The following is a 20129-nucleotide window of genomic DNA, read 5'->3' on the forward strand; positions in this document are numbered from 1 at the left end:
GCGGGGCAGGCTACTTCGGTTCAATTCCCATCCGAGGCAATCCATGTCACGCGTGTCAATCAAGACCAGGAACGACCTGCCGAGCGAGCTCAAGCCGCTGTGGGACAAGATGACCACCTATGGCGCGTTCGAGAACCAGGCAGGCGTCATGGCGCAGCGCCTGCCGATCTTCAAGCACATGTGGTCGCTGCTGGTCGATCTCGCCGACGAGGCGGTGGTCTCGAAGCGGCATCTCGAGCTCGCGCTGGTGACGGTCTCGCTGCTCAACAAGTGCGACTATTGCGTGTCGCACCATGCGCCGAAGCTCGCGATCCAGGGGGTCTCGGAGGCGGGCGCCGAGCGGCTGCTCGACTATCAGGATCATCCCGAACTCGATGCGCTCGACAAGCTCGTGGTCGAATATGCGATCGCCGTCACCAACAACTGGAACAAGACCCGCGACGAGATCTTCGCACGCCTGCGGGAACACTTCTCGGAACCGCAGATTGTCGAGCTGACCTGGCGGATCGCGCTGTGCGGCGCGTTCAATCGCTTCAACGACATCTTGCAGCTCGACGTCGAGCAGGGCGTTCCGCAGCGCGAGGCCGCGGAGTGACGGCCTGATCAGGCCGCCGGTGCGGCGCCGTCGCCGAGCGTCGTGAGCACGAAGTCGGCCCGCGCGGATGGCGGTAGCTTCGGCAGGTTGACGACATCGTAGCCGAGCGTCGGAAGCGTCTCCATCAGCCGCTGATACTCCGCCATTGCAGTCTGGAAGCCGTGCCGCCGCTCCGAATCGGTGACGTAGATCTCGGGCCACGGCGGCGTCATGAACACGCGACCGTGGTAGCGATGGTCGGAGCAGATCGGGTGCAGCACCGGTTCGCCGGTCAATGCCTCCAGCGCCGACGCCGCGTCGACGAGGCCGCGGTCGAAGAACACCCATCCGGAATGGATCTTGGCCATCTCCATATCTTGCAGCGCGACGTCAATGGCGCGCCGCAGGAAGGCCGCCGTATCGACCCAGGGCAGGGCGTTGCCGCCGGACGCGAGCTCATCGGCAACGATGCGGCGGCCGGGCTCTTCGACGACCGGATAGCCGCGTGCACAGAGTTCGGCCAGCAGGGTCGATTTTCCACCGCCGGAGCAGCCGGAGATCAGGACGAAGCGGTTTTGCAAAGGGTATCCTTTCATCAATCGTCACACCGCATGAACGAGCCCTCCGCGAACGCGGGTTGCCAGATAGGCCTGAAATCTTGGGGAAGAAGGCGCGCGGAAATGTCTCGACGCGCGGAGTGAGCATAGCCTCGAATGTGACGCAAATGGGGGCGCGCTTGACGAATTCTTCAGTGCCACGCCGATAATGTCGATCGAGCTGGGTTGGATTCTGCTCGAAGGGACGACGCACATGGCATCACGCTCGATCATCTGCACGACGCTCGCGCTGCTGCTCTGCGGTGCGATGCTTCAGCTGGCGCGCGCCGCGGAATCCGACGGACCGATCCGTATCGGCGCGGTGCTGCCGTTTTCCGGTGGCGTCGAGCTCTATGGCCAGCAGGCGAGGCTCGGGCTCGATCTCGCCGCCAAGGAGATCAACGCGCTAGGCGGCATTCTCGGCCGACCCGTCGAAGTGATCTATGCCGACGACAAGACGCGGCCGGAGGCCGCAGCTGACGCAATGCGTTCGCTGGTCGAAAAGGATGGCGTGCTGGCGGTGGTCGGTCCGATCACCTCGCGCAATCTGAATGCGCTGGTGCCGCTTGCGGAGAGCTCGAAGACGCCGCTGCTCTATGCAACCAATTACGAGGGCGGCAAATGCAGCCGCTATCTGTTTTCGTTCGGCGCGGTGCCGAACCAGGAGCTCGGCCAGCTGCTGCCCTACATGACCCGGACGTTCGGCAACACCTACTTCCTGCTCGGCGCCGACCGGGTCTGGCCGCATCAGATGTTCGGCATCGCGCAGCCCCTGATCGAGAAGCTCGGCGGCAAGGTGGTCGGGACGAAATACACGCTGGGAACGGAGACCGACTTCTCACCGCTGATCAAGGAGATCGCGGCGAGCAAGGCAAAGGTGCTGCTGTTCGCGCTGAAGGGCGACGGGATGGATTTCATCCGGCAGGCCGACGAGGCCGGATTGCTGAAGGACATCACCGTCGCGTTCCTCGGATTGTCCGAAGTCGACCTCGGCATCTTCCGCGGCAAGGGGCAGAACATGGTGACCGTGGTGCCGGCGGTCGCGGCGAGCGAGGACCCTGCCGTCAAGGCGTTCGTCGCGAAGGCCCGCGCCGCCGCGGAGCCAGGCGTCGCGGTGTCGAACTATGTGGTGACGCATTACAACACGCTGATCGCGCTCAAGGCGGCGGCCGAGAAGGCCGGCAAGCTCGACAAGGAGGCGATCGTCGACGCGATGGCGGGCCTCGCCATTCCGTCGCCGACCGGCCCTGTCACGCTCGGTCAGGATCATCACGTGGCGATGAACATGTTCATTGCCGAGACGCAGGGCTCGGAACTCGTGCAGGTGCGAGCACTCGGCGAGATCGCGCCGGAGCCGGGGGTGCAGTCCAGCTGGCCGCTGACCAGGAGGAATATGTCGGTAGCGGCGCTCGAGGCCGCGATGCTCGCAAAAAAGTGAGCTGGCGCGCTCGTCGGTTGTCGGTTTCGCGTCGTCCCGCCCGTCTTCCAGCCAGAATGAGCTGCATGGGAGTTCCGGAATGAGCAATTCGACCTATCGCTGGGTGATCGTCGCCGCCGGCGGCGTGCTCGGCTGCGTCGCGATCGGCGGCATGTTTTCGCTGCCGGTGTTCCTGCAGCCGATCGCAAAGGACACCGGCTGGTCGGTGACGGGCATCTCCAGCGCGATGACGATCGGCTTTCTGGCGATGGCTTTCACCAGCATGGCCTGGGGCACGGCGACGGACAGGTTCGGGCCGCTGCCGGTGGTGCTGACGGGATCGATCGTGCTGGCGGCAAGCCTCGCGCTGGCCAGCCAGGCGCCATCGCTGCTGGCCTTTCAGTTCGTGTTCGGCGCGCTGGTCGGCGCCGCCTGTGCGGCGATCTTCGCGCCGATGATGGCGACCGTCACCGGCTGGTTCGACACCAATCGCAGCCTCGCGGTGTCGCTGGTCTCCGCCGGCATGGGCATGGCCCCGATGACGATGTCGCCGCTGGCGGCCTGGCTCGTCTCCGGCCACGACTGGCGCACCTCGATGCAGATCGTCGCGCTGGTGGTCGGCGCCATCATGATCCCGGTCTCGTTCCTGGTGCGCCGTCCGCCGGCGCTGCAGGGCGACCACGCTGAAGCGGTCTCGGAGAACGGCGAACCGCCGATGTCGCTGGCGCAGGCGCTGCGCTCGCCGCAATTCATCATCCTGATCGCGACCAATTTCTTCTGCTGCGCCACCCATTCGGGCCCGATCATCCATACCGTGAGTTACGCGGTCACCTGCGGCATTCCGATGGTCGCGGCGGTGACGATCTACAGCATCGAGGGGTTTGCCGGTCTCGGCGGGCGCATCGCCTTCGGCCTGATGGGCGACCGGTTCGGCGCCAAGCGCGTGCTGGTCTCGGGCCTCCTGCTGCAGGCGTTCGGCGCGCTCGCCTATGTCTTCGCGCACCAGCTCACAACGTTCTATGCGGTCGGCGCCATCTTCGGCTTCATCTATGCCGGCACCATGCCGCTCTACGCCGTTCTCATCCGCGAGAACTTCCCGCTCAAGATGATGGGCACGGTGATCGGCGGCACCGCGATGGCCGGCAGCCTCGGCATGGCAACCGGCCCGCTCGCCGGAGGCCTGATCTATGACGCCTTCTCGAGCTATGCCTGGCTCTATATCGCCTCCTGGGCGGTCGGCATCGGCGCGTTCCTGATCATGATGACCTTCCGCCCGATCCCGGCGGCGCGGCCCACCGCGGTGCCGGCGCCGGCGTGAAGCCGGTGCGTGCGTGAGGCGATCTGCTTCACGCGCGGCTGCGCTTCGGTCGCCGGATGGCACGCACCTTGTTGTTGGCGGAGCCGCTTCCGCAGAAGAAGCGGTCGGCGCCGTCGGACTCGAGACCAGAGACGAACACGCCCTGCGGCATCTCCAGCTTTTCCATGACCTCGCCGGTCTGCGGGTCGATGCGCCGCACGTCGCTTTGATCGCCCTCCCAGGTGCCGTGCCAGAGCTCGCCGTCGACCCAGGTCACCCCGGTCACGAAACGCTTGCTCTCGATGGTGCGGAGGACCTTTCCCGTTTCGGGATCGACCTGATGGATCTTGCGCTCGCGATATTGTCCGACCCAGAGCGAGCCCTCTGCCCAGGCGAGGCCCGAGTCGCGGCCCCCGCCGGGTGAGGGGATGGTGGATATCACGCGCCCGCTGGTCGGCTCGATCTTCAGGATGCGGTCCTCGGCGATCTGATAGAGGTGCTTGCCGTCGAAGGCGGTGCCGGCATGGGCCGCGATATCGAGGGTGCGGGTGGTGTTGCCGCTGTCGGGATCGAAGGCGACCAGGCGGTCGCCGGCCGCGAACCAGACCTGCTCGCCGTCGAAGCTGACGCCGCCGACGTTCTCGACGCCGTCGAAGGGGCCGTATTCCCGGATGATCTCGGCCGTGGCCTTTTTCATGTGCGCTCCTGTCGCCTGGAGTTTCAGTTCTGATTGAATCAGAATCGAGGCTCCAGATTTCCTGTTTTGACGCGTTTTCTTCACGCGAACCGGTATCCGCTTCGCTCGAAAACGCTTCCGATTGCACCCGGATGCTAGCCGTTCGGCAGCGGGGCAGGGAGTAACAAGGTCGTCGTGAATCCCGGCACCGGCGGCGTCATCCAGCGCCGGGCGCGGGCACGGCCGACCGATTGCACCTTGCCGGTGGCGGCCAGCTCGTCGAGCGCCCGCTGCACGGTGCGCGGACTGATCCCAAGCGCAACTGCGAGCGCCGAGCTCGACCATGGCTCGCCGTCGGCGAGAAAGGCCAGCACGGCGGCATGCTCTTCCTCGACCGGCAGCGCCAGCACGGTCACCTCGCGCCGGCCATGCGGCTGGAGCACAAAGCCGTCCGGCGTCGCGCTGAGATCGGCCAGCGGCCGCAGCGCCCGGCGCAGTCGTCCGATCTCGACCCGCAGCCGCGCCCGGTGTGATTCATCGGCGTGCTTGCCGCGAAACGCCCGCGCGATCAGCGTGCCGCGCGACACGTCCTGCGGCCACGCTTCGCCCAGCGCGCGGGCGAGCGCGAACAGCACCGGCCGGCGGGTCAGCGAGACCGTCGTGCCGACATCGCGCACGACGTAGCGGCAGGCATCGATGACGAGCGCCTTCGATGCCATCAGGGCCTCGACCTCCTCGAGCAGCAGCGGCCGCTCGCTGCCGCGCGCGATCAGACGCGCCGCGGGTGTCGCGAGCAGGCGCGCGGTGCTCTCGACCTCGGCCGCGAGCTCGGCGATGCCGGCGCGGCGCGCTGCTTCCCTCGCGCGGGCCAGCGCTTCGCGTGCCGGCTTGGTCCGCAACCGCCGCATCGCGATTCCGGCGACGACCAGTTCATGGCCGACCCGCAGTGCCGGCGGGAACGGTGCTGGGTCGAGGCCGGCAAGCATGCGCTCGGCCGCATCGAGGCTCCCGATCAGCAGCAGGCGGCGGATTTCGAGATAGCCGGCATGGGCGGCGTTGAGTGCATCGCCTCGTGCCGCGAGCGTTGCGCGCGCCGCGGCGAGGCTCTTCCCGGGGAAGGAAAGGTCGCGCGACACCAGCGCGATCTCGGCCTCCGCCACCACGCAGCGCGCCCGCGCGACCGCTTCGCGCGGGCCGAAGGCGCGTCCTGCACGCCGCAACAGCTCCTTGGCGCGGGCGAAATCGCCGAGCCGGGCCATCGCGATTCCGCGCAGCGCCAGCGCCGGCGCATCGTCGCGCAGGGCTACCCGTTTCAGTGCGCCGAGGGGATCACCCGCCGCGAGCGCGCGCGCCGCAGCTATGATCAGCGAATCCATTCGAATCCCGACACACTTGTCACTCTCACCCTCCGAGGCCCGGTCCTAACCTAGCACATGACGACATGGATCATCTCCAGAGAGATCGAACGATGACCGGTTTCGAAACACGAGAAGATTGGGCGAGGAGGCGGCTCAGCGGACGCGGGCCCGTCGTGGCGCGCTTTCTGTCGCTGGCGGCGGCGCCGACCTTCGCCGTGATGGCGCTGATTGCCGCGATGGCGCCGGCCGACATGATTTGCGGCGCGATGCAGGGACCGCTGTCATTGCAGGGCATGGTCCCGATGTACGCGCTGATGAGCGCATTTCACCTGGCGCCATGGCTGCGCCTGTTCAGATGACTGGCTCAGCCCTCCGGCAAAGTGAAGACCGCGCATGGCCGTGCGATACCGCGCAAGTCATGACTGCCGAGCGCGACCAGCGGCGTCTCGGTCTCGGCGGCGAGGGCGCCCGAAACCAGCACGGTCTGCTCCAGCGGCTTGCACAGCCCTTCGAGCCGGCTTACCAGATTGACCGCGGCACCGATCGCGGTGAAGTCGAGGCGGTCGGCGGCGCCGATATTGCCCCAGTGCACCTCGCCGAGATGCAGCGCCGCGCCGAATGGCAACGGCGGCAAGCCCTGCTTGCGTCGCTCTGCATCGAGATGCGCCATGCCGACGCGCGCCGCCGACACCGCGCGCAATGCCGCCTCGGATGCGCTGCGCGCGCTGGTCGTGACCGGAAAGATCGCAAGCAGGCCGTCGCCGATGAATTTCAACACCTCGCCGCCGAAGGCGTGGATGGCGCCGGCGATGCGGTCGAACCAGGCATCGAGCGCCGCGATCACCTCGGCAGGCGGATGGCTTTCCGACAGCGCGGTGAAGCCGCGGAGGTCGGCGAACAGCAGTGCCGCCCGGATGGTTTCGCCGGTATTGCGACGCAATGGCGATGCCAGCACGCGCGCCGCGCTGCGCCGGCCGAGATAGGCCTCCAGCGCCGCCGTCAGTGTCGCGCGCGCCGCGAGCGCGGCGACCGGCGCGGCCATGAACCGCGCCGCCTCGCGCAATTGATCCGTCTCGGCAGGTGTGAAGGCGCGTGTCCCGATCCAGCCGAGGGTCGGGCCATCCGGCCGCGTTCCGATCGTGCCCTCATGGATCGGGCCGGGCCCGAGAGTTCCGAGCCAGCGCCGGCCGGCGTCGCCGGATCCCACCATATCGGGCATCGCAAAAGGTTGTTCCGGCGCGAATCCGAGCGCTTCGATGACCTCGCCATTGTCGGCACGCCACAGCCAGGTTCGTCTTGCAATCAGGGGGTGCGGAACCTCGAGCGTCAGAGCGCCGCCGGCAAGCGGCAGGCCATCCGTGATAAGGTGGCTACCCAGGTCTGCCAACAACCGGTTGGCGCCCGCGGTCTCGGCGGCGGCGTCGACCAGCCAGCTCAACGTCGAGGACAATTGCATCACACCATCATGGGGTTGACGCACCACCCTTGTCACGAATTATCCCTGAGCACCGACTGTCAATGGAGCATGGATCGATGACTGAAGCCTTCATCGTTCAACGCGAGATCCAGATCGCAGCCCCGGCTGCAACCGTGTTCGCCTTTCTGACCGATCCGCAGAAGATCGTGAGCTGGATGGGGCTCGAAGCCGCGACCGAGACGCATCCCGGGGGCCTCTACTTCCTCAAGGGGCTCGGCAGCGATCGCAGCCGCGCCGCGCGCGGAGCGTTCCGCGAGGTTGTGCCGGTGCATCGTCTCGCCTACAGCTTCGGCTGGGAGGGCAGCGAGGAAGTGCCGCCGGGATCGAGCCTGATCGAGATCGACCTGATGGAGCAGGACAACGGCACGCTGCTCCGCATGACCCATAGCGGCCTTCCGAACGCCGCGCAGTGCGAGAGCCATGACAAGGGTTGGGCGCATTACATGGGCCGGCTCTCGCTGGCGGCCGCCGGTCGGGATCCCGGCCCCGACCACGGTCCCGCCAACCGCCATTGACGTCGCGTCATGTCGGCCATTTCGAGCCGAGGATGATCGAGCAGAAGTTCATCCTGGTGTAGTTCATGTCCTTCAGCGCCAGCACGTCGGCCTTGACGTTGCCGAAGGTCGTCAGCGGCTTCTTGATGGTGCCGGCGGCGAAATGATCGATGATGTTCTCCTTGAAGTTCGCCTCGCGCGGATGGTGCGCGCAGACATGGTCGCGGTGCTCGTGCGGGAAATCGTCGTAGGCGATGCCGAGCACGTCCATCTCGACGCCGGCGGTGACCAGCGCAATGGTCGGACGCATATGCTCGGGGACGCCAGGCGTGGTGTGCAGGGCGATTGAGGTCCAGACATCCTCGATGTCGCGCTCCGGAACGCCATAGCCCTTGAGGAAGTCGCGTGCGGCGTTGGCGCCGTCGACCTCGAAGCGCAGATCGGGGCTCGCATGCGCTGCGGTCAAGCCCATGTCGTGGAACATGGCGCCGATATAGAGCAACTCGGGATCGAATTTCAGCTTGCGGCGGTTGCCGGTCAGCGCGCCCCAGAAGAACACGCGGCGACTGTGATTGTAGAGCAGGTCGTCCTCGGTATCGCGCACCAGCTGGGTGGCGGCGCGGGCCATCGCGCTGTCGGGTACGCGGATGCCGGCGATGATCTCGGTCATTTCAAGACGCTCCTCGATGTGGCAAGACGATGCCGTGGCGTGCGAACACGCGAGCCCGGCGCTCGTCTCTGCGGTGTGTGCGGATCGCCGGGGTGGCGCGATCCGTGGTGCGTTTGTCGCCCGGTTGGGCCCGATCCCGCAACGATCGCGCGCCGCCGGATCGGGCCAACCAGACGTCGTTTCGCGCCAGCGGGCAGGGAGAAGGTATGGCGGTTCAGAGAGTCGCGATCGCGATTCACGAAGGGGTTCAAGCGCTCGATGTCGCGGGCCCCGTCGACGTGTTCGCGGAGACGAACGGCTTTGTGCCCGCGGGGAATGGCTATGAGACCGTGCTGGTCGGCGCCGGCTGCGAACCGCTGCGCGCGTCGAACGGCATGAAGATATCGGCCGATCTCAGCTTCGCCGAGGCACAGGAGAAGTTCGATATCCTGCTGGTGGCGGGCGGGCCGGCATTGCCCGACGCCGCGCCCGATCCCGAACTGACGCAGTGGCTGCGTGGGGCGCCCGCGCGCGCCGAGCTCTATGGTTCGATCTGCACCGGCGCCTTCGCGCTCGGCCATGCCGGGCTGCTCGACGGCCACAAGGTGACGACGCATTGGCAGAATGCACAGCTTCTGGCGGCGCGCTTCCCGGCAGCCGAGGTGATCTTCGACCGCATCTACATTCGCGACGGACAGCTGATGACCTCGGCCGGCGTGACCGCGGGGATCGATCTCGGGCTCGCGCTGGTCGCCGAGCGGCACGGGCCGCAGGTTGCGGTCGCGGTGGCCAAGCGGCTGGTCGTGGTGGCGCAGCGCCAGGGCGGGCAGTCGCAATTCAGTCCCTATCTCACCGCGCCGGTCGATGAGGATTCGCCGATTGCGCGCGCGCAGGCGCATGTCATGCAGCATGTCGGCGAGCGCCACACGCTGCAGTCGCTGGCGGAAGCCGTCGGCATGAGCGTGCGCAATTTCGGCCGCGCCTTTGCGCAGGAGACCGGAATCACGCCGCATGAATTCGTCGAGCGGGCGCGGGTTGACGCCGCACGCCGGCTGCTCGAGGGCTCAGACCGGCCGCTGAAGGCGGTTGCGTTCGATTGCGGCTTCGGTTCGGCCGACCGGATGCGGATCGTGTTCACCGAGCGGCTCGGCGTGTCGCCGGCGCAGTACCGCGCGAGTTTTAGCAAACTGTGATGCGGTTCATCAACCGGAGGCTGTATCGGGGATAGGATCGACGTCACCGACGCCGGATCCTGCCACACATCTTCTCCCGAGAGGCCGCCCATGGACGCGCTCACGCTCTTCATCATCCGTCATGCCGAGAAGCCGGGCGATTCCTGGCCGGGACCCGGTTTCACCGCGGATGGCGTCTCCGACACCGAATCGCTCGTGCTCCGTGGGTGGGAGCGTGCGGGCGCGTGGACCGCGCTGTTCGGCACCGATCTCACCGGCGGTGACTATGCCAAGCCCGATGCAATCTATGCCGCGACACCGGGCACCACGGCCAATCAGCCGCCGTCGAGCCGTCCGGCCGAGACGATCTCGGCGCTTGCCGCACGGCGCGGCCTGACCCCGAACGAAAGCTTTGGCAAGGGCGATGAGCCGAGGCTGGTGCCTGCGGTGCTGGCGCTGAAGGGCGTCGTGCTGCTGTGCTGGGAGCACAAGGCAATCATCTCCGATATTCTTCCGCTGATCCCGGTCAGCAAGGGCGCGCCGCCGACCAAATGGGAGGGCAGCCGCTTCGACGTCGTGCTGCGCTTCGACCGCGGCAAGGGCGACGACAAGTTCGCCTTCAAGGAGCTGTTTCCAAAATTGCTGTCGGGCGATTCCGACAAGCCGCTAGGCAGCTGAGCCGCGTTGCGACTCCGGCGATCAGTCGAGCCCGAGCGCTTTGCGCGACAACTTTTCGACGATGAGCGCATGCGCCTGGTCGAGATAGGCCTTGAGCTCGGCATCGGGCAGGGAGTCGTTCGCCATCAACTGCACCCATTTGGCGCGCGCCAGATACGGCGCCGGCTGCGCCAGACCCTGCTCGATCAGCAGCTGATAGGCCATGTTCGAGGTCTTGAACATGAACCCGCCGGTGCTCTCGATGTAGCCGCCGGCCAGCGCGAACATCTTGCCGCCGACCTTGAACACCGACGTCCCTTCCCATTGCACCACCTTGGTGGCGGCGGGCAGGCGCAGACAATGGGCTTCGAAGGTCTTGGGGCGCATGAGTTACAAGGCTGGAAGGCGTTCAAAGCCATAGGCCAGCCGTATGAAGGTCGGCAAGCCCCGGACTGAGCCCGGCCAGCCCTCCGCCAGCACCAGCCGCCGCTTCGTCCCGACGTCTCACGAAAACGTGGGTTGCTGTCGCTCAATCTGTAGATATATCGTAAGATATGTTTTCAGTAAGGAATGAACAAATGAGACGATCGATGTTTCGCGACCGGGACGATGACGGCTTCCGGTTCGGGTTCTTCGCCATGGGCCGGCACGGCCGGGGCGGCCACCGCTTTGGCCGCGGCGGCCATGGCTTCTTCGGGCGGGGTGGCAGCAGTGACTTTCCGGGATCGCGGCGGCTTTCGTCGCAGGATCTGCAACTGGTCATCCTCGCGTTGCTCGGCGAGCAGCCGGCACACGGCTACGAGCTGATCAAGAGGATCGAGGAGCGGTCGGACGGCTTCTACAGCCCGAGCCCGGGCGTGATCTATCCGGCGCTGACATTCCTCGAGGAGATCGGCCATGCCAGCGTCACCCAGGACGCCGCGCGCAAGCTCTACAGCATCACCGAGCAGGGCAGAACGTATCTCGGCGAGAACCGCACGACCGCGGATACCATCCTCGAGGCGCTGTCGCGGATCGGCCGCCGCATGGAGGAGGTGCGCGAAGCCTTCGCCGGCGTGAGCGATCTCGATGGCGAAGCGTCCGACGAGGTACACCGCGCCCGTCACGCGCTGAAGAGCGCGCTGCGCCAGAAGCGCGGCTGCGATGCCGCGGAGGCGCGGCGGATCGCAAAGATCCTCGACCGCGCGGCCGCTGAGATCCTGCAGCAATGACGCCGTCGCAGCAAACGAGACCTTTCTTGTACAACGCCGAACCGCACAGCGCGATCCGTGATGCCCGCGTCACCGCCGTCATCGAGCGTCTGCAGGCCACCCGCCGGGCGCCCGTGCGCGGCAATCCGATGCAGAGCGGCAGCCGCGACCCGCACGACTACGCCGAGCAGGGATTCTCGATCCACCCGGAGCAGGGCGAGCTCATCTATCTGTTGTGCCGCGGCCTGCGCGCCAAGCGCGTCGCCGAGTTCGCGACCTCGGTCGGAATGTCGACCCTCTATTTCGCTGCCGCGATGTGCGACAATGGCGGCGGCACCGTGATCGGGTCGGAGATCGTACCGGCCAAGGTCGCAGCGGCGAAGCGCAATCTTGCGGAGGCCGGCCTTGCCGACTACGCCGAGATCCGCGAGGGCGATGCGCGCAAGACGCTGCGCGATCTCGGTGGTCCCGTCGACTTCGTCCTGATCGACGGCTGGCCGGGCGACAAGGGGCCGACGCTGGCGCGCCAGGTGATCGAGATCGTCGCGCCGCAGCTGCGTGTCGGCGGCTACGTCATGAACGACAATGCCGAGGCGGATTTCCTGGAATTCGTACGCGATCCCGGCAACGGCTTCGTGTCGATCACGCTGCCGCTCAAGGGTGGCACCGAGCTCTGCCTGAAGGTGGCGTAGCGGGGTTTTCACCTGCTGTCGTGATTGTGAGCCGCAACCACACCATGCCATGCTGGATTTTGCCGGCGCTTCTTGCTCTGTTCGAGGAAAATCAGGAGCGAAGCGCCGCATGTCCGAAGTCCCGCCCATTCATCCGCTCGATCGCCCGATCTGGAGCGCGCTGACCACGAGACAGCGCGAGTTGGCGGAAGGCGGCGCCGATGCAAGGCGCTTTCCGCTTGCGATCGCACCCTTCGCCGACATGGTCGACATGTCGCCACGGAGCTTTGCCGCGCTCGGTGCGCTGCTGTCGGGACCTGACGTCGCGGTGCTGTTCACGCCCGATCCTGTCCCGGTGCCGCCGCAGTTCAAGGTGCTGCTGGCCGAGACCGGCGAGCAGATGATCGGCGTGCCCGCGGACCATTCTGCGCCCGGCGTCGAGATCGTCACGCTCGGCGCTGCCGATGTTCCGGAGATGATGGCGTTGACGGAGCTGACAAAGCCCGGCCCGTTCAGTGCGCGGACGCATGAGCTCGGCAGCTTTTTCGGCATCCGTATCAATGGCGAACTGGTCGCGATGACCGGCGAACGGATGAAGCCGGGGAACTACACCGAGATGACCGCCGTCTGCGTGCATCCGGAGCATCGCGGCCGCGGCTACGCGCAGGCGCTGCTGTCGGCGGTCGCCGGCCAGATCGTGGCGCGCGGCGAAATTCCATTCCTGCACGTCTTCACCAGCAATGTCTCGGCGATCGCGCTCTATCGTCGCCAGGGCATGGAGGTCCGCCGCCGCCTGCACATCACGGTGTTGCAGAAGCAAGGGTAGGGATGCCCGGCAGAGTGGGTTGAGGGAAATCCCTCATTCCTCATCGCGGATCTCGTGCTTACCTTTGCCGGATCGCAACACGATGAGAGAGGATATCTCGATGTCCGAGCAATCCCAGGACAAGCGTCCCGTACCCGATCCGGCGGAGAACAACGCTTTCTTTCCGTCGCCTTACTCGCTTGGGCAATTCACCTCGGCCAAGTCGGATCTCTCCGGCGCGGACTACCCCAACGCCTACAGGGGCGGCCGCTGGAAAATTCTGATGATCGCCGCGGACGAGCGCTATCTGCTGTTGCAGAACGGCACGATGTTCTCGACCGGCAACCATCCCGTTGAGACCTTGTTGCCGATGTATCACCTCGACAAGGCGGGCTTCGAATTCGATATTGCGACCGTGTCGGGTAATCCGGTCAAATTCGAGCTCTGGGCGTTTCCGAAGGAGGACGACGCGGTCAAGAGCATCTACCAGAAATATCTCCCCAGGCTGAAGCAGCCGCTGAAGCTCTCCGACGTGATCGAAAAAAAGCTCGGCAAGGATTCCGACTATATCGCGGTGTTCATTCCCGGCGGCCATGGTGCGCTGATCGGCTTGCCCGAAAGCACCGACGTGAAGGCCGCCCTGAAATGGGCGCTCGACAACGACAAGCACATCATCTCGCTTTGCCATGGCCCGGCGGCGTTGCTGGCGTCCGCGGTCGGCGAAGCCAAGGGCGACTATCCCTTCAAGGGCTACAAGATCTGCGCATTTCCCGACGCCATCGATCGGACCACGCCCGATATCGGCTACATGCCGGGCGCGCTGACCTGGGCATTCGGCGAACAGTTGCAGGCGCTCGGCGTCGAGATCTTGAACAAGGACATCACCGGCAAGACCCATCAGGATCGCAAGCTGATCACCGGTGACAGCCCCTTCGCCGCCAATAATGTCGGCAAGGCTGCCGCAAAGGCGCTGCTCGATACGCTCGGCGGGCGCTGAGCGGTCGGCGGCTCAAGCTGCGGGCGCGGCGCACCCCGCCGCGCCGCCGGTGGCGGCTCAATGTCGCGCGCCTTGCAGGCCGGTCTCGCTTGAGGGAAAATCCTCAACGCGCTGGGCCGCACGATCGGCCTTCCGCAAGACACGATGGTACCGCATGGACCGCTACATCGAAGCCGTGGTTGCGATCGAGGGCAGCGAGAGCTTGCCCGCGATCCAGGCGGCGGTGCGGTCCGCGAGCCTGCCGCTCGGCTACGACCGGTTCGTGATGTTCTCGGCGTCGCCGGCACGCGAGGACCTGGTTGACCGGATCTACTGGGTCGAAGGCGACTGGTTCGGCAAAGGCGTGACCGTCGATGCCGAGACCTATGTCCGGCATTGTCCGGTGACGCGCAATTTCCTCGATGTGGACCAGGCGTTTTTCTGGACCAAGGTGATGTCGGCGCGCGGCGAGAAGTACCGCGTGGTGCGCACGCCGCGCGGGCCCGGTTTCCATGGGCTGCAGGTTCCGGTGTTCGGGCGCACCGGCCTTGAAGGCGCGATGAGCTTCGCCGGGACGCGGATCGATGCGTCGGCGCGGACGCGTGCGGCGCTGACCATGATCGGTGCGGCGGCCTTCCGCGCCGCCCGCGGGCTGATGGAAGCCCACGAGCCGAACGGTGCGTCGAGCCTGTCGCCGCGGGAGCGCGAGGTGTTGCGCTGGACCTCCGCGGGACGTCGCCAGGCCGACATCGCGGCATCGCTCGGCCTGTCGGAACGCACGGTCGAGAACCATTTGCGACGTGCGCGGCTTCGGCTCGGCGTCGCCACGACAGCGCAGGCCATTCGGCTCGCGATCCGCAGCGGTGAGATCGAGGACTGAGGCGCTTGCGGACGGCCGCCACAGGGCCGGGCGAGCGATCGCCGCGGCTCAGTGTTTCTTCGCCGTCTTCGCCCTGGTCTTCGGCGCATGCGTGCCCGCCGCGATCCGCGTCAATGCATCGGCAAACGCGCGTGCCGCAGGTCCCAGCGGTTCATCGAGCCGGTGGGCGAGATAGGCCTCCATTGCAAGCGCGGCGTTGCGGCCGAGCGCGCCGGTTTCGACCCGCACCAGGCGGCGCTCCTTCAGGTCGCGCGCCACCTGCCAGAGCGGCAGCCGGCCCCAGCCGAGCCCCGCCAGGATCATGGCGTGCTTGGTGTCCTGATTGCTCACCCTGCATATCTGCGGCGAGAGCACGCCGAAGCTACGGCCTTCCGACAGCGGGGTCGGATCCGACAGCACGATCTGGAGATGATCGGCGAGATCCGCCACGCTCTTGCGGCCGCGGCGCGCGAGCGGATGGCTTGCGGAGGCGACGGCGACGATCTGCACCGCACAGATCGCATCGAGCGCAAGACGGGGATCGCGAAAATCCTCGCCGACCGTGACGGCGAGCGCGCTGCGCCGTTCGGTCAAGCCGGCGATCGGACCGCCCATCGGTTCGACCGCGAGCCGCACGCTGACAGACGGATAGGCCGCCCGCATTTCCGTCAGCGCCGCGCCGACGGCGGCGATCGGAAACAGCGTATCGACCACCAGCGAGAGTTCCGATTCCACGCCATCGCCCAGGCTGCGTGCCCGCGCCCGCATCGCGTCGACACGCAGCAGCAGGTCGCGCGCGTTGCCCAGCAGTGCCTTGCCCTCGGCCGTCAGCGCCGGGCGATGGTTGGAGCGGTCGAACAGCGTGAGCCCGAGCTCGGCCTCGAGGTTGGCGATGGCATGACTGACCGCGGATTGCACCCGCGCCAGTTTGGTCGCGGCGGCGCGAAAGCTGCCGCTCTCGGCGATGGCGACAAAGGTGCGGATCTGATCGAGCGTCAGGTTGTCGAGCATGATCTATGAAATCGATCAATCGGATGCAAAACATATCACTCCTGTCGATGGTCGGGAAACGCTATCTCTGTGCCGTGAGCCAGGGGCGGAGTGGACGCATGACGATCGAGACGGCCGTGATGCAGCAGAGCGAGGCGAAGCGATGGGCCACGGTCGCCATCGTGATCGGTTGCGGGATCGGCGCGGCGCTGCAGGTCGGCAAGGTTCCGATTGCCGCCTCGATGCTGCAGCAGAGCCTCGGCATCGACCTTGCCGCGGTCGGAACGATCGCCGGCATCTTTGCGGTCCTCGGGCTTGTCGGCAGCGTTCCGGCGGGCGTGGTGATTGCCGCGGTTGGCACGCGCAGGGTGCTGCTGTGCGGGCTCGCGGCGATCACGCTGGGGGCAGGCTCGGGCGCGCTCGCGCCACAGCTCGCGGTGCTATTGGCATCGCGCATGCTGGAAGGGCTCGGCTTCCTTCTGGTGATGGTCGCGGCCCCCGCATTGCTCGATCGCGTCGTCGATGTCAGCGCACGTGACGTCACCATGGCGGTGTGGAGCTGCGTGATGCCGTTCGGGATCGCGCTGGCCCTGGTCGCCGGACCGATCTTCGATGGCTGGCGCACGATCTGGTGGGCCAGTGCGGCCTTTGTTGCCGTGCTGTTCATCCTAGCCGGCCTCATCGTGCCTGAAGTGGCATCGCGGACCGGCGCGGCGCGGAGCGGCCTGATGCGGGAAGCCACCGCGCTGGCACAGCGCCGCACCCCGGCGCTTCTGATGGTGCTGTTTGCGCTCTACAGCCTGATGTTCTTTGCGTTGTTCAGCTTCCTGCCGATCGTGCTGACCGAGCGGCTCGGCGTGTCCAGCCAAGGCGCCGGCGGGCTCAGTGCGTTGGCCGCGGCCGGCAACGTCGTCGGCAATCTCGCCGCCGGTCATCTGCTTGCGCGCGGCGTCAGCCGCAATTTGCTGATTGCCGTGGCGGCATTCGTGATGGGCGCGTCCGCGCTCGGAATCTTCCTGCCGGTGCTCGGCGGCTGGGGCGCATTCTGGCTGTGCCTTTTGTTCTCCGCGATCGGCGGCCTGATCCCGGCGACGTTGCTGGCAACCGCACCCGCCGCGGCGCGATCGGCGGCGATGGTGCCTGTCATGATGGGCCTGTTGATGACGGGCAGCAATTTCGGCCAGGTCACCGGTCCGATCGCGGTCGGCGCCGTGGTCTCGGCATGGGGCTGGGGCGCGGCTTGCGTCATGGTGGTGGCCGCGGCGATCCTTGCCGGTCTCGCGGCGTGGATGCTGGCGCGGGGCGATCACAACAGCGTAAGCGAGGCGAGGGACCCGGCTTGACGCCGCGCGCGCAGGGGCCGAAGGAGTGACGGTCTCTCACGCCAACGACAGCAGGAACCTTCATGACTCGCGTTCGTTGTGTCACCGAGATGGGCATGGGCGTCGACGTTCACGGCAGGGACGCCACCAAGGCGGCCAAGCGTGCAGTGTCGGATGCCATCAGGCATTCCAGCCTCGGCTTCTTCCGGATGTTCGGCAAGACCGCAAACGACATGTTCGTCGATGTCACGATCGCCGTGCCGAATCCCGAAGATATCGATACCGCAGCGGTCGCGAAGGAATTGCCCTATGGCACCAAGACCGTGAAGGCGATCGCGGGTGGGCTCGAGATTCCGTCTGATCTCGGCAACGACCCGATTCTGATCGCGAACGCCGCCGTCATCGTCAGCTTCGACGACGGCAAGTGACGGAAGCGCGTCAGGCGACCGGCATGCGTGCGTTATTCGCCGCCACTGAAATAGTCGGGCTTGCCGGTCGTCCAGGTCTCGCCCCAATGCTGGCCGCCGCCGTCGACGGTCAGCGTCTCGCCGGTGACGAACTTGCCGGAGGGCGCGGCGAGGTAGACGGTTGCCTCCGCAATGTCCCATGGCGTGCCCGGGCGCATCATCGGATTGGAGCGCGGGTAGGCGGCGCGCGCCGCTTCGCTGTAAACGTTCCAGCCCTCGGTCTCGATCGCGCCGGGCGCGATGCAGTTGATGCGGATGTTCAGCGGCGCCCATTCGACCGCGAGCGCGCGCGACAGGCCGATCACGCCGGAGCGTGCCGCGATCGAGTGCGCAATGCCGTAGAGGCCGTGCGTCGTGACCACGACGATATTGACGATGCTGCCGGGATGCTTGCGGTCGCGCCAGCGCTGCGCCGCGGCCTGCATCATGTACCAGGTACCGTTGAGGTTGGTGTTGATGACCGCATTCCAGCCCTTGATCGAGACGTCGATCGCAGCTTGCGGGAACTGGCCGCCGGCGCTGTTGACGAGATGATCGACACGGCCGTGCTCGGTCCACAGCGCCTCGAACATCGCATTGACCGCGTCGGGATCCTTGATGTCGGCGACATGCGCGGACGCCTTGAGCCCACGATGGACGAGACGATCGACCAGTGCGTCGAGCCGGTCGGCATTGCGGCCGGCGACCACGACATGCGCGCCGAGCCGGGCGAACAGCCATGCGATGGCGCGGCCGATGCCGCCGGCGCCGCCGGACACCACGACCACCTGACCGGCGAGCGCATCAGCCGCGAACACGGTCGGGTGCGTTGCGAGTTCGTCGTCGGAGAGGCCGAGCGTTGCGCCTGTTGTTGCGCCTGTCTGTTGATCGTTCATGGCCGGTTGCAGACCTTGCGGCTTTCACTGAGCTCCGTACATTAGCCATCCAACAACAACCGTGCAAAGCAACAACCCTGCAAAGAATGTCGACATGACCGACTTGTCTGCCTTTCCCATCACAAAACGCTGGCCCACCCAGCATCCGGACCGCCTCCAGCTCTATTCCTTGCCGACGCCAAACGGCGTCAAGGTCTCGATCATGCTGGAGGAGATCGGACTTCCCTACGAAGTCCACCTGGTCGATTTCGGCAAGGATGACCAGAAGACGCCGGAGTTTCTCTCGCTCAATCCGAACGGCAAGATCCCGGCGATCCTCGACCCCAACGGTCCCGGGGGCAGGCCGCTGCCGCTGTTCGAGTCCGGAGCGATCCTGCAATACCTCGCGGAGAAGTCCGGCAAGCTTCTGCCGGAGGACCCCGCTCGCCGCTACCAGACCATCCAGTGGGTGCACTTTCAGATGGGCGGCATCGGGCCGATGTTCGGCCAGGTCGGCTTCTTCCACAAATTCGCCGGCAAGGATTTCGAGGACAAGCGGCCGCTCGAGCGTTACGTCGATGAGTCCGAACGCCTGCTCGGCGTGATGGAGACGCATCTTTCCGGCCGGCGGTGGTTCATGGATGACGACTACACCATCGCCGACATCTCCATGCTCGGCTGGGTGCGCAATCTGATCGGCTTCTACGGTGCGCGCGAGCTCGTCGAATTCGACCAGTTCACGCAGGTCGCGGCCTGGCTGGAGCGCGGTCTCAAGCGGCCGGCCGTGGAGCGCGGATTGAATATTCCGAAACGGCCCTAAGCAGCCTACTTCAGCAGCTCATAGACGATGGGATTGTCGGCGCAGGCGGCAAAGCCACACTCGAGCAGGGTGGAGAGCACATTCAGTGCCGTCAGCCCGACCACCAGCCACACCGCACCTTGCGCGAAGGCGCCGGGCGAGCTGCCCGGCGCCGCGCGGCGCTCGAACTGGCGGTCGAACAGCAGCATCGCCGCGAGCAGCACGATCGCGGCGATGAATCCGATCAGCGCCCACGTATAATAATGATAGCCGAACAGCGCCGAACCGTAGCCGGCATCGCCGGGGAGGATGTGCAGCAGCACCTGCCGGGTCGAGACCGTCGCGCCGACGACGGCCGTCAGCAGCGACAACGCATAATGACTTGGCCGCGGCCCGAAGCGGATATTGAGGATCGGCCCGATCGCCAACAGTGCGAACAGGATGCGCTGCAACAGACAGAGCGGGCAGGGCAGCTCGTGGAGCAGCAGCTGCGCGGCAAAGGCGGCGGCCAGTACCAGCGCCAGCCCATAGAGCGCGACGGCATTGAGGGTGACGGCCTGGGTGTCGTTCATGGCCGGCCTCAGAACGACAAATTGAGACGGTCGGTGGCGTGGTGCAGCAAGGTCGCGACGCAGGCGATCAGGATCACCGCGAACAAGCCGATCGCGACGGGGCGCGGGCCACGCCAGGCCACCAGCATGGCGATGGTGATGGCGAGAAACAATGCCGTGAATTCCATTCCCAGCCTCCCGATGCGAGCCGGCCGCACTCTATGACAGATTCGTGTGCGCTCGCGACGCCACGAATGGGCATTGTCGCTTGCGCGCGG

General features: G+C 66.4%; 25 protein-coding genes. 15 read left to right on the top strand and 10 right to left on the bottom strand.

What is annotated here, in order from left to right:
* Positions 1-43: 43 nt before the first annotated feature.
* On the top strand, positions 44-595 hold the full coding sequence (locus tag RX327_RS17685; protein ID WP_050386693.1) for a carboxymuconolactone decarboxylase family protein: 552 nt from the start codon (positions 44-46) through the stop codon (positions 593-595).
* A gap of 8 nt (positions 596-603) precedes the next feature.
* Here the strand turns inward: RX327_RS17685 and RX327_RS17690 are convergent, their stop codons facing one another.
* On the bottom strand, positions 604-1170 hold the full coding sequence (locus RX327_RS17690; RefSeq protein WP_050386692.1) for an AAA family ATPase: 567 nt from the start codon (positions 1168-1170) through the stop codon (positions 604-606).
* A 214-nt stretch (positions 1171-1384) separates the two neighbouring features.
* On the opposite strand from RX327_RS17690, the gene RX327_RS17695 reads away from it, so the two are divergent.
* Together RX327_RS17695 and RX327_RS17700 are read left to right on the top strand one after the other, a co-directional pair.
* On the top strand, positions 1385-2608 hold the full coding sequence (locus tag RX327_RS17695; protein ID WP_160321807.1) for a substrate-binding protein: 1224 nt from the start codon (positions 1385-1387) through the stop codon (positions 2606-2608).
* A gap of 79 nt (positions 2609-2687) precedes the next feature.
* Positions 2688-3905, top strand: coding sequence for an MFS transporter (locus RX327_RS17700; protein ID WP_317250981.1), 1218 nt, complete (start codon positions 2688-2690; stop codon positions 3903-3905).
* Between the two features lie 28 nt (positions 3906-3933).
* Here RX327_RS17700 and RX327_RS17705 read toward each other — a convergent pair whose 3' ends face one another.
* The gene (locus RX327_RS17705) at positions 3934-4581 is read right to left on the bottom strand and encodes a glutaminyl-peptide cyclotransferase (RefSeq protein ID WP_317250982.1); all 648 of its coding nucleotides are present in this window, start codon (positions 4579-4581) and stop codon (positions 3934-3936) included.
* 134 nt (positions 4582-4715) lie between these two features.
* Positions 4716-5936 (bottom strand): HTH domain-containing protein, encoded by a 1221-nt coding sequence (locus RX327_RS17710; RefSeq protein ID WP_317250983.1) that lies wholly within the window; start codon positions 5934-5936, stop codon positions 4716-4718.
* Between the two features lie 92 nt (positions 5937-6028).
* On the opposite strand from RX327_RS17710, the gene RX327_RS17715 reads away from it, so the two are divergent.
* Entirely contained in the window at positions 6029-6277 is a 249-nt protein-coding gene (locus RX327_RS17715; protein ID WP_244482504.1) for a hypothetical protein, read from the top strand.
* A 5-nt stretch (positions 6278-6282) separates the two neighbouring features.
* Here RX327_RS17715 and RX327_RS17720 read toward each other — a convergent pair whose 3' ends face one another.
* Positions 6283-7374, bottom strand: a complete 1092-nt coding sequence (locus RX327_RS17720; protein WP_050386686.1) for an adenylate/guanylate cyclase domain-containing protein — start codon at positions 7372-7374, stop codon at positions 6283-6285.
* 77 nt (positions 7375-7451) lie between these two features.
* Between RX327_RS17720 and RX327_RS17725 the strand changes: the two genes are divergently transcribed.
* Positions 7452-7910, top strand: a complete 459-nt coding sequence (locus tag RX327_RS17725; RefSeq protein WP_028335101.1) for an SRPBCC domain-containing protein — start codon at positions 7452-7454, stop codon at positions 7908-7910.
* 7 nt (positions 7911-7917) lie between these two features.
* Here the strand turns inward: RX327_RS17725 and RX327_RS17730 are convergent, their stop codons facing one another.
* The gene (locus tag RX327_RS17730) at positions 7918-8559 is read right to left on the bottom strand and encodes an HD domain-containing protein (RefSeq protein ID WP_028335102.1); all 642 of its coding nucleotides are present in this window, start codon (positions 8557-8559) and stop codon (positions 7918-7920) included.
* A gap of 206 nt (positions 8560-8765) precedes the next feature.
* Here RX327_RS17730 and RX327_RS17735 point away from each other — a divergent pair, with 206 nt between their 5' ends.
* Positions 8766-9731 (top strand): GlxA family transcriptional regulator, encoded by a 966-nt coding sequence (locus tag RX327_RS17735; protein WP_050386685.1) that lies wholly within the window; start codon positions 8766-8768, stop codon positions 9729-9731.
* A 90-nt stretch (positions 9732-9821) separates the two neighbouring features.
* Complete coding sequence (locus RX327_RS17740) at positions 9822-10388, top strand: hypothetical protein (RefSeq protein WP_050386684.1); 567 nt, start codon at positions 9822-9824, stop codon at positions 10386-10388.
* A gap of 21 nt (positions 10389-10409) precedes the next feature.
* On the opposite strand, the gene RX327_RS17745 is transcribed toward RX327_RS17740, so the two are convergent.
* Positions 10410-10754: an MmcQ/YjbR family DNA-binding protein gene (locus RX327_RS17745; protein ID WP_050386683.1), complete on the bottom strand. Its 345-nt coding sequence runs from the start codon at positions 10752-10754 to the stop codon at positions 10410-10412.
* Positions 10755-10945: 191 nt separating this feature from the next.
* Between RX327_RS17745 and RX327_RS17750 the strand changes: the two genes are divergently transcribed.
* The 5 genes from RX327_RS17750 (at position 10946) to RX327_RS17770 (ending at position 14889) form a co-directional block, all read left to right on the top strand.
* Positions 10946-11578, top strand: a complete 633-nt coding sequence (locus tag RX327_RS17750; protein ID WP_317250984.1) for a PadR family transcriptional regulator — start codon at positions 10946-10948, stop codon at positions 11576-11578.
* Between the two features lie 26 nt (positions 11579-11604).
* On the top strand, positions 11605-12249 hold the full coding sequence (locus RX327_RS17755; RefSeq protein WP_244482502.1) for an O-methyltransferase: 645 nt from the start codon (positions 11605-11607) through the stop codon (positions 12247-12249).
* Positions 12250-12358: 109 nt separating this feature from the next.
* Positions 12359-13054, top strand: coding sequence for a GNAT family N-acetyltransferase (locus RX327_RS17760; protein ID WP_050386680.1), 696 nt, complete (start codon positions 12359-12361; stop codon positions 13052-13054).
* A gap of 100 nt (positions 13055-13154) precedes the next feature.
* Entirely contained in the window at positions 13155-14030 is an 876-nt protein-coding gene (gene hchA / locus RX327_RS17765; protein WP_028335108.1) for a glyoxalase III HchA, read from the top strand.
* Positions 14031-14184: 154 nt separating this feature from the next.
* Positions 14185-14889 carry a PA1136 family autoinducer-binding transcriptional regulator gene (locus tag RX327_RS17770; RefSeq protein WP_028335109.1) on the top strand — a complete coding sequence of 235 codons (705 nt, stop codon included), beginning with the start codon at positions 14185-14187 and terminating at the stop codon, positions 14887-14889.
* Between the two features lie 48 nt (positions 14890-14937).
* Here RX327_RS17770 and RX327_RS17775 read toward each other — a convergent pair whose 3' ends face one another.
* Positions 14938-15879: a LysR family transcriptional regulator gene (locus RX327_RS17775; protein ID WP_028335110.1), complete on the bottom strand. Its 942-nt coding sequence runs from the start codon at positions 15877-15879 to the stop codon at positions 14938-14940.
* A gap of 98 nt (positions 15880-15977) precedes the next feature.
* On the opposite strand from RX327_RS17775, the gene RX327_RS17780 reads away from it, so the two are divergent.
* Together RX327_RS17780 and RX327_RS17785 are read left to right on the top strand one after the other, a co-directional pair.
* Positions 15978-17201 carry a CynX/NimT family MFS transporter gene (locus RX327_RS17780; protein WP_050386678.1) on the top strand — a complete coding sequence of 408 codons (1224 nt, stop codon included), beginning with the start codon at positions 15978-15980 and terminating at the stop codon, positions 17199-17201.
* A 62-nt stretch (positions 17202-17263) separates the two neighbouring features.
* Positions 17264-17608 carry a Lin0512 family protein gene (locus tag RX327_RS17785; protein WP_317250985.1) on the top strand — a complete coding sequence of 115 codons (345 nt, stop codon included), beginning with the start codon at positions 17264-17266 and terminating at the stop codon, positions 17606-17608.
* Positions 17609-17640: 32 nt separating this feature from the next.
* Here the strand turns inward: RX327_RS17785 and RX327_RS17790 are convergent, their stop codons facing one another.
* Entirely contained in the window at positions 17641-18522 is an 882-nt protein-coding gene (locus RX327_RS17790) for an SDR family oxidoreductase (RefSeq protein WP_050386676.1), read from the bottom strand.
* 94 nt (positions 18523-18616) lie between these two features.
* Here RX327_RS17790 and RX327_RS17795 point away from each other — a divergent pair, with 94 nt between their 5' ends.
* The gene (locus RX327_RS17795; protein WP_317250986.1) at positions 18617-19321 is read left to right on the top strand and encodes a glutathione S-transferase family protein; all 705 of its coding nucleotides are present in this window, start codon (positions 18617-18619) and stop codon (positions 19319-19321) included.
* 5 nt (positions 19322-19326) lie between these two features.
* On the opposite strand, the gene RX327_RS17800 is transcribed toward RX327_RS17795, so the two are convergent.
* Positions 19327-19872: a disulfide bond formation protein B gene (locus tag RX327_RS17800; protein ID WP_050386675.1), complete on the bottom strand. Its 546-nt coding sequence runs from the start codon at positions 19870-19872 to the stop codon at positions 19327-19329.
* A gap of 8 nt (positions 19873-19880) precedes the next feature.
* Positions 19881-20039 carry a DUF5993 family protein gene (locus RX327_RS17805; protein WP_167350435.1) on the bottom strand — a complete coding sequence of 53 codons (159 nt, stop codon included), beginning with the start codon at positions 20037-20039 and terminating at the stop codon, positions 19881-19883.
* Between the last annotated feature and the right edge of the window lie 90 nt (positions 20040-20129).

This window comes from Bradyrhizobium sp. BEA-2-5, assembly GCF_032918025.1.
GTDB lineage: Bacteria > Pseudomonadota > Alphaproteobacteria > Rhizobiales > Xanthobacteraceae > Bradyrhizobium > Bradyrhizobium pachyrhizi.

Bases quoted from the DNA above. Each gene is read 5' to 3' on its own strand.
- RX327_RS17685 (WP_050386693.1), top strand. From the start codon at position 44: ATGTCACGCGTGTCAATCAAGACCAGGAACGACCTGCCGAGCGAGCTC.
- RX327_RS17690 (WP_050386692.1), bottom strand. From the start codon at position 1,170: ATGAAAGGATACCCTTTGCAAAACCGCTTCGTCCTGATCTCCGGCTGC.
- RX327_RS17695 (WP_160321807.1), top strand. From the start codon at position 1,385: ATGGCATCACGCTCGATCATCTGCACGACGCTCGCGCTGCTGCTCTGC.
- RX327_RS17700 (WP_317250981.1), top strand. From the start codon at position 2,688: ATGAGCAATTCGACCTATCGCTGGGTGATCGTCGCCGCCGGCGGCGTG.
- RX327_RS17705 (WP_317250982.1), bottom strand. From the start codon at position 4,581: ATGAAAAAGGCCACGGCCGAGATCATCCGGGAATACGGCCCCTTCGAC.
- RX327_RS17710 (WP_317250983.1), bottom strand. From the start codon at position 5,936: ATGGATTCGCTGATCATAGCTGCGGCGCGCGCGCTCGCGGCGGGTGAT.
- RX327_RS17715 (WP_244482504.1), top strand. From the start codon at position 6,029: ATGACCGGTTTCGAAACACGAGAAGATTGGGCGAGGAGGCGGCTCAGC.
- RX327_RS17720 (WP_050386686.1), bottom strand. From the start codon at position 7,374: ATGCAATTGTCCTCGACGTTGAGCTGGCTGGTCGACGCCGCCGCCGAG.
- RX327_RS17725 (WP_028335101.1), top strand. From the start codon at position 7,452: ATGACTGAAGCCTTCATCGTTCAACGCGAGATCCAGATCGCAGCCCCG.
- RX327_RS17730 (WP_028335102.1), bottom strand. From the start codon at position 8,559: ATGACCGAGATCATCGCCGGCATCCGCGTACCCGACAGCGCGATGGCC.
- RX327_RS17735 (WP_050386685.1), top strand. From the start codon at position 8,766: ATGGCGGTTCAGAGAGTCGCGATCGCGATTCACGAAGGGGTTCAAGCG.
- RX327_RS17740 (WP_050386684.1), top strand. From the start codon at position 9,822: ATGGACGCGCTCACGCTCTTCATCATCCGTCATGCCGAGAAGCCGGGC.
- RX327_RS17745 (WP_050386683.1), bottom strand. From the start codon at position 10,754: ATGCGCCCCAAGACCTTCGAAGCCCATTGTCTGCGCCTGCCCGCCGCC.
- RX327_RS17750 (WP_317250984.1), top strand. From the start codon at position 10,946: ATGAGACGATCGATGTTTCGCGACCGGGACGATGACGGCTTCCGGTTC.
- RX327_RS17760 (WP_050386680.1), top strand. From the start codon at position 12,359: ATGTCCGAAGTCCCGCCCATTCATCCGCTCGATCGCCCGATCTGGAGC.
- hchA (WP_028335108.1), top strand. From the start codon at position 13,155: ATGTCCGAGCAATCCCAGGACAAGCGTCCCGTACCCGATCCGGCGGAG.
- RX327_RS17770 (WP_028335109.1), top strand. From the start codon at position 14,185: ATGGACCGCTACATCGAAGCCGTGGTTGCGATCGAGGGCAGCGAGAGC.
- RX327_RS17775 (WP_028335110.1), bottom strand. From the start codon at position 15,879: ATGCTCGACAACCTGACGCTCGATCAGATCCGCACCTTTGTCGCCATC.
- RX327_RS17780 (WP_050386678.1), top strand. From the start codon at position 15,978: ATGACGATCGAGACGGCCGTGATGCAGCAGAGCGAGGCGAAGCGATGG.
- RX327_RS17785 (WP_317250985.1), top strand. From the start codon at position 17,264: ATGACTCGCGTTCGTTGTGTCACCGAGATGGGCATGGGCGTCGACGTT.
- RX327_RS17790 (WP_050386676.1), bottom strand. From the start codon at position 18,522: ATGAACGATCAACAGACAGGCGCAACAACAGGCGCAACGCTCGGCCTC.
- RX327_RS17795 (WP_317250986.1), top strand. From the start codon at position 18,617: ATGACCGACTTGTCTGCCTTTCCCATCACAAAACGCTGGCCCACCCAG.
- RX327_RS17800 (WP_050386675.1), bottom strand. From the start codon at position 19,872: ATGAACGACACCCAGGCCGTCACCCTCAATGCCGTCGCGCTCTATGGG.
- RX327_RS17805 (WP_167350435.1), bottom strand. From the start codon at position 20,039: ATGGAATTCACGGCATTGTTTCTCGCCATCACCATCGCCATGCTGGTG.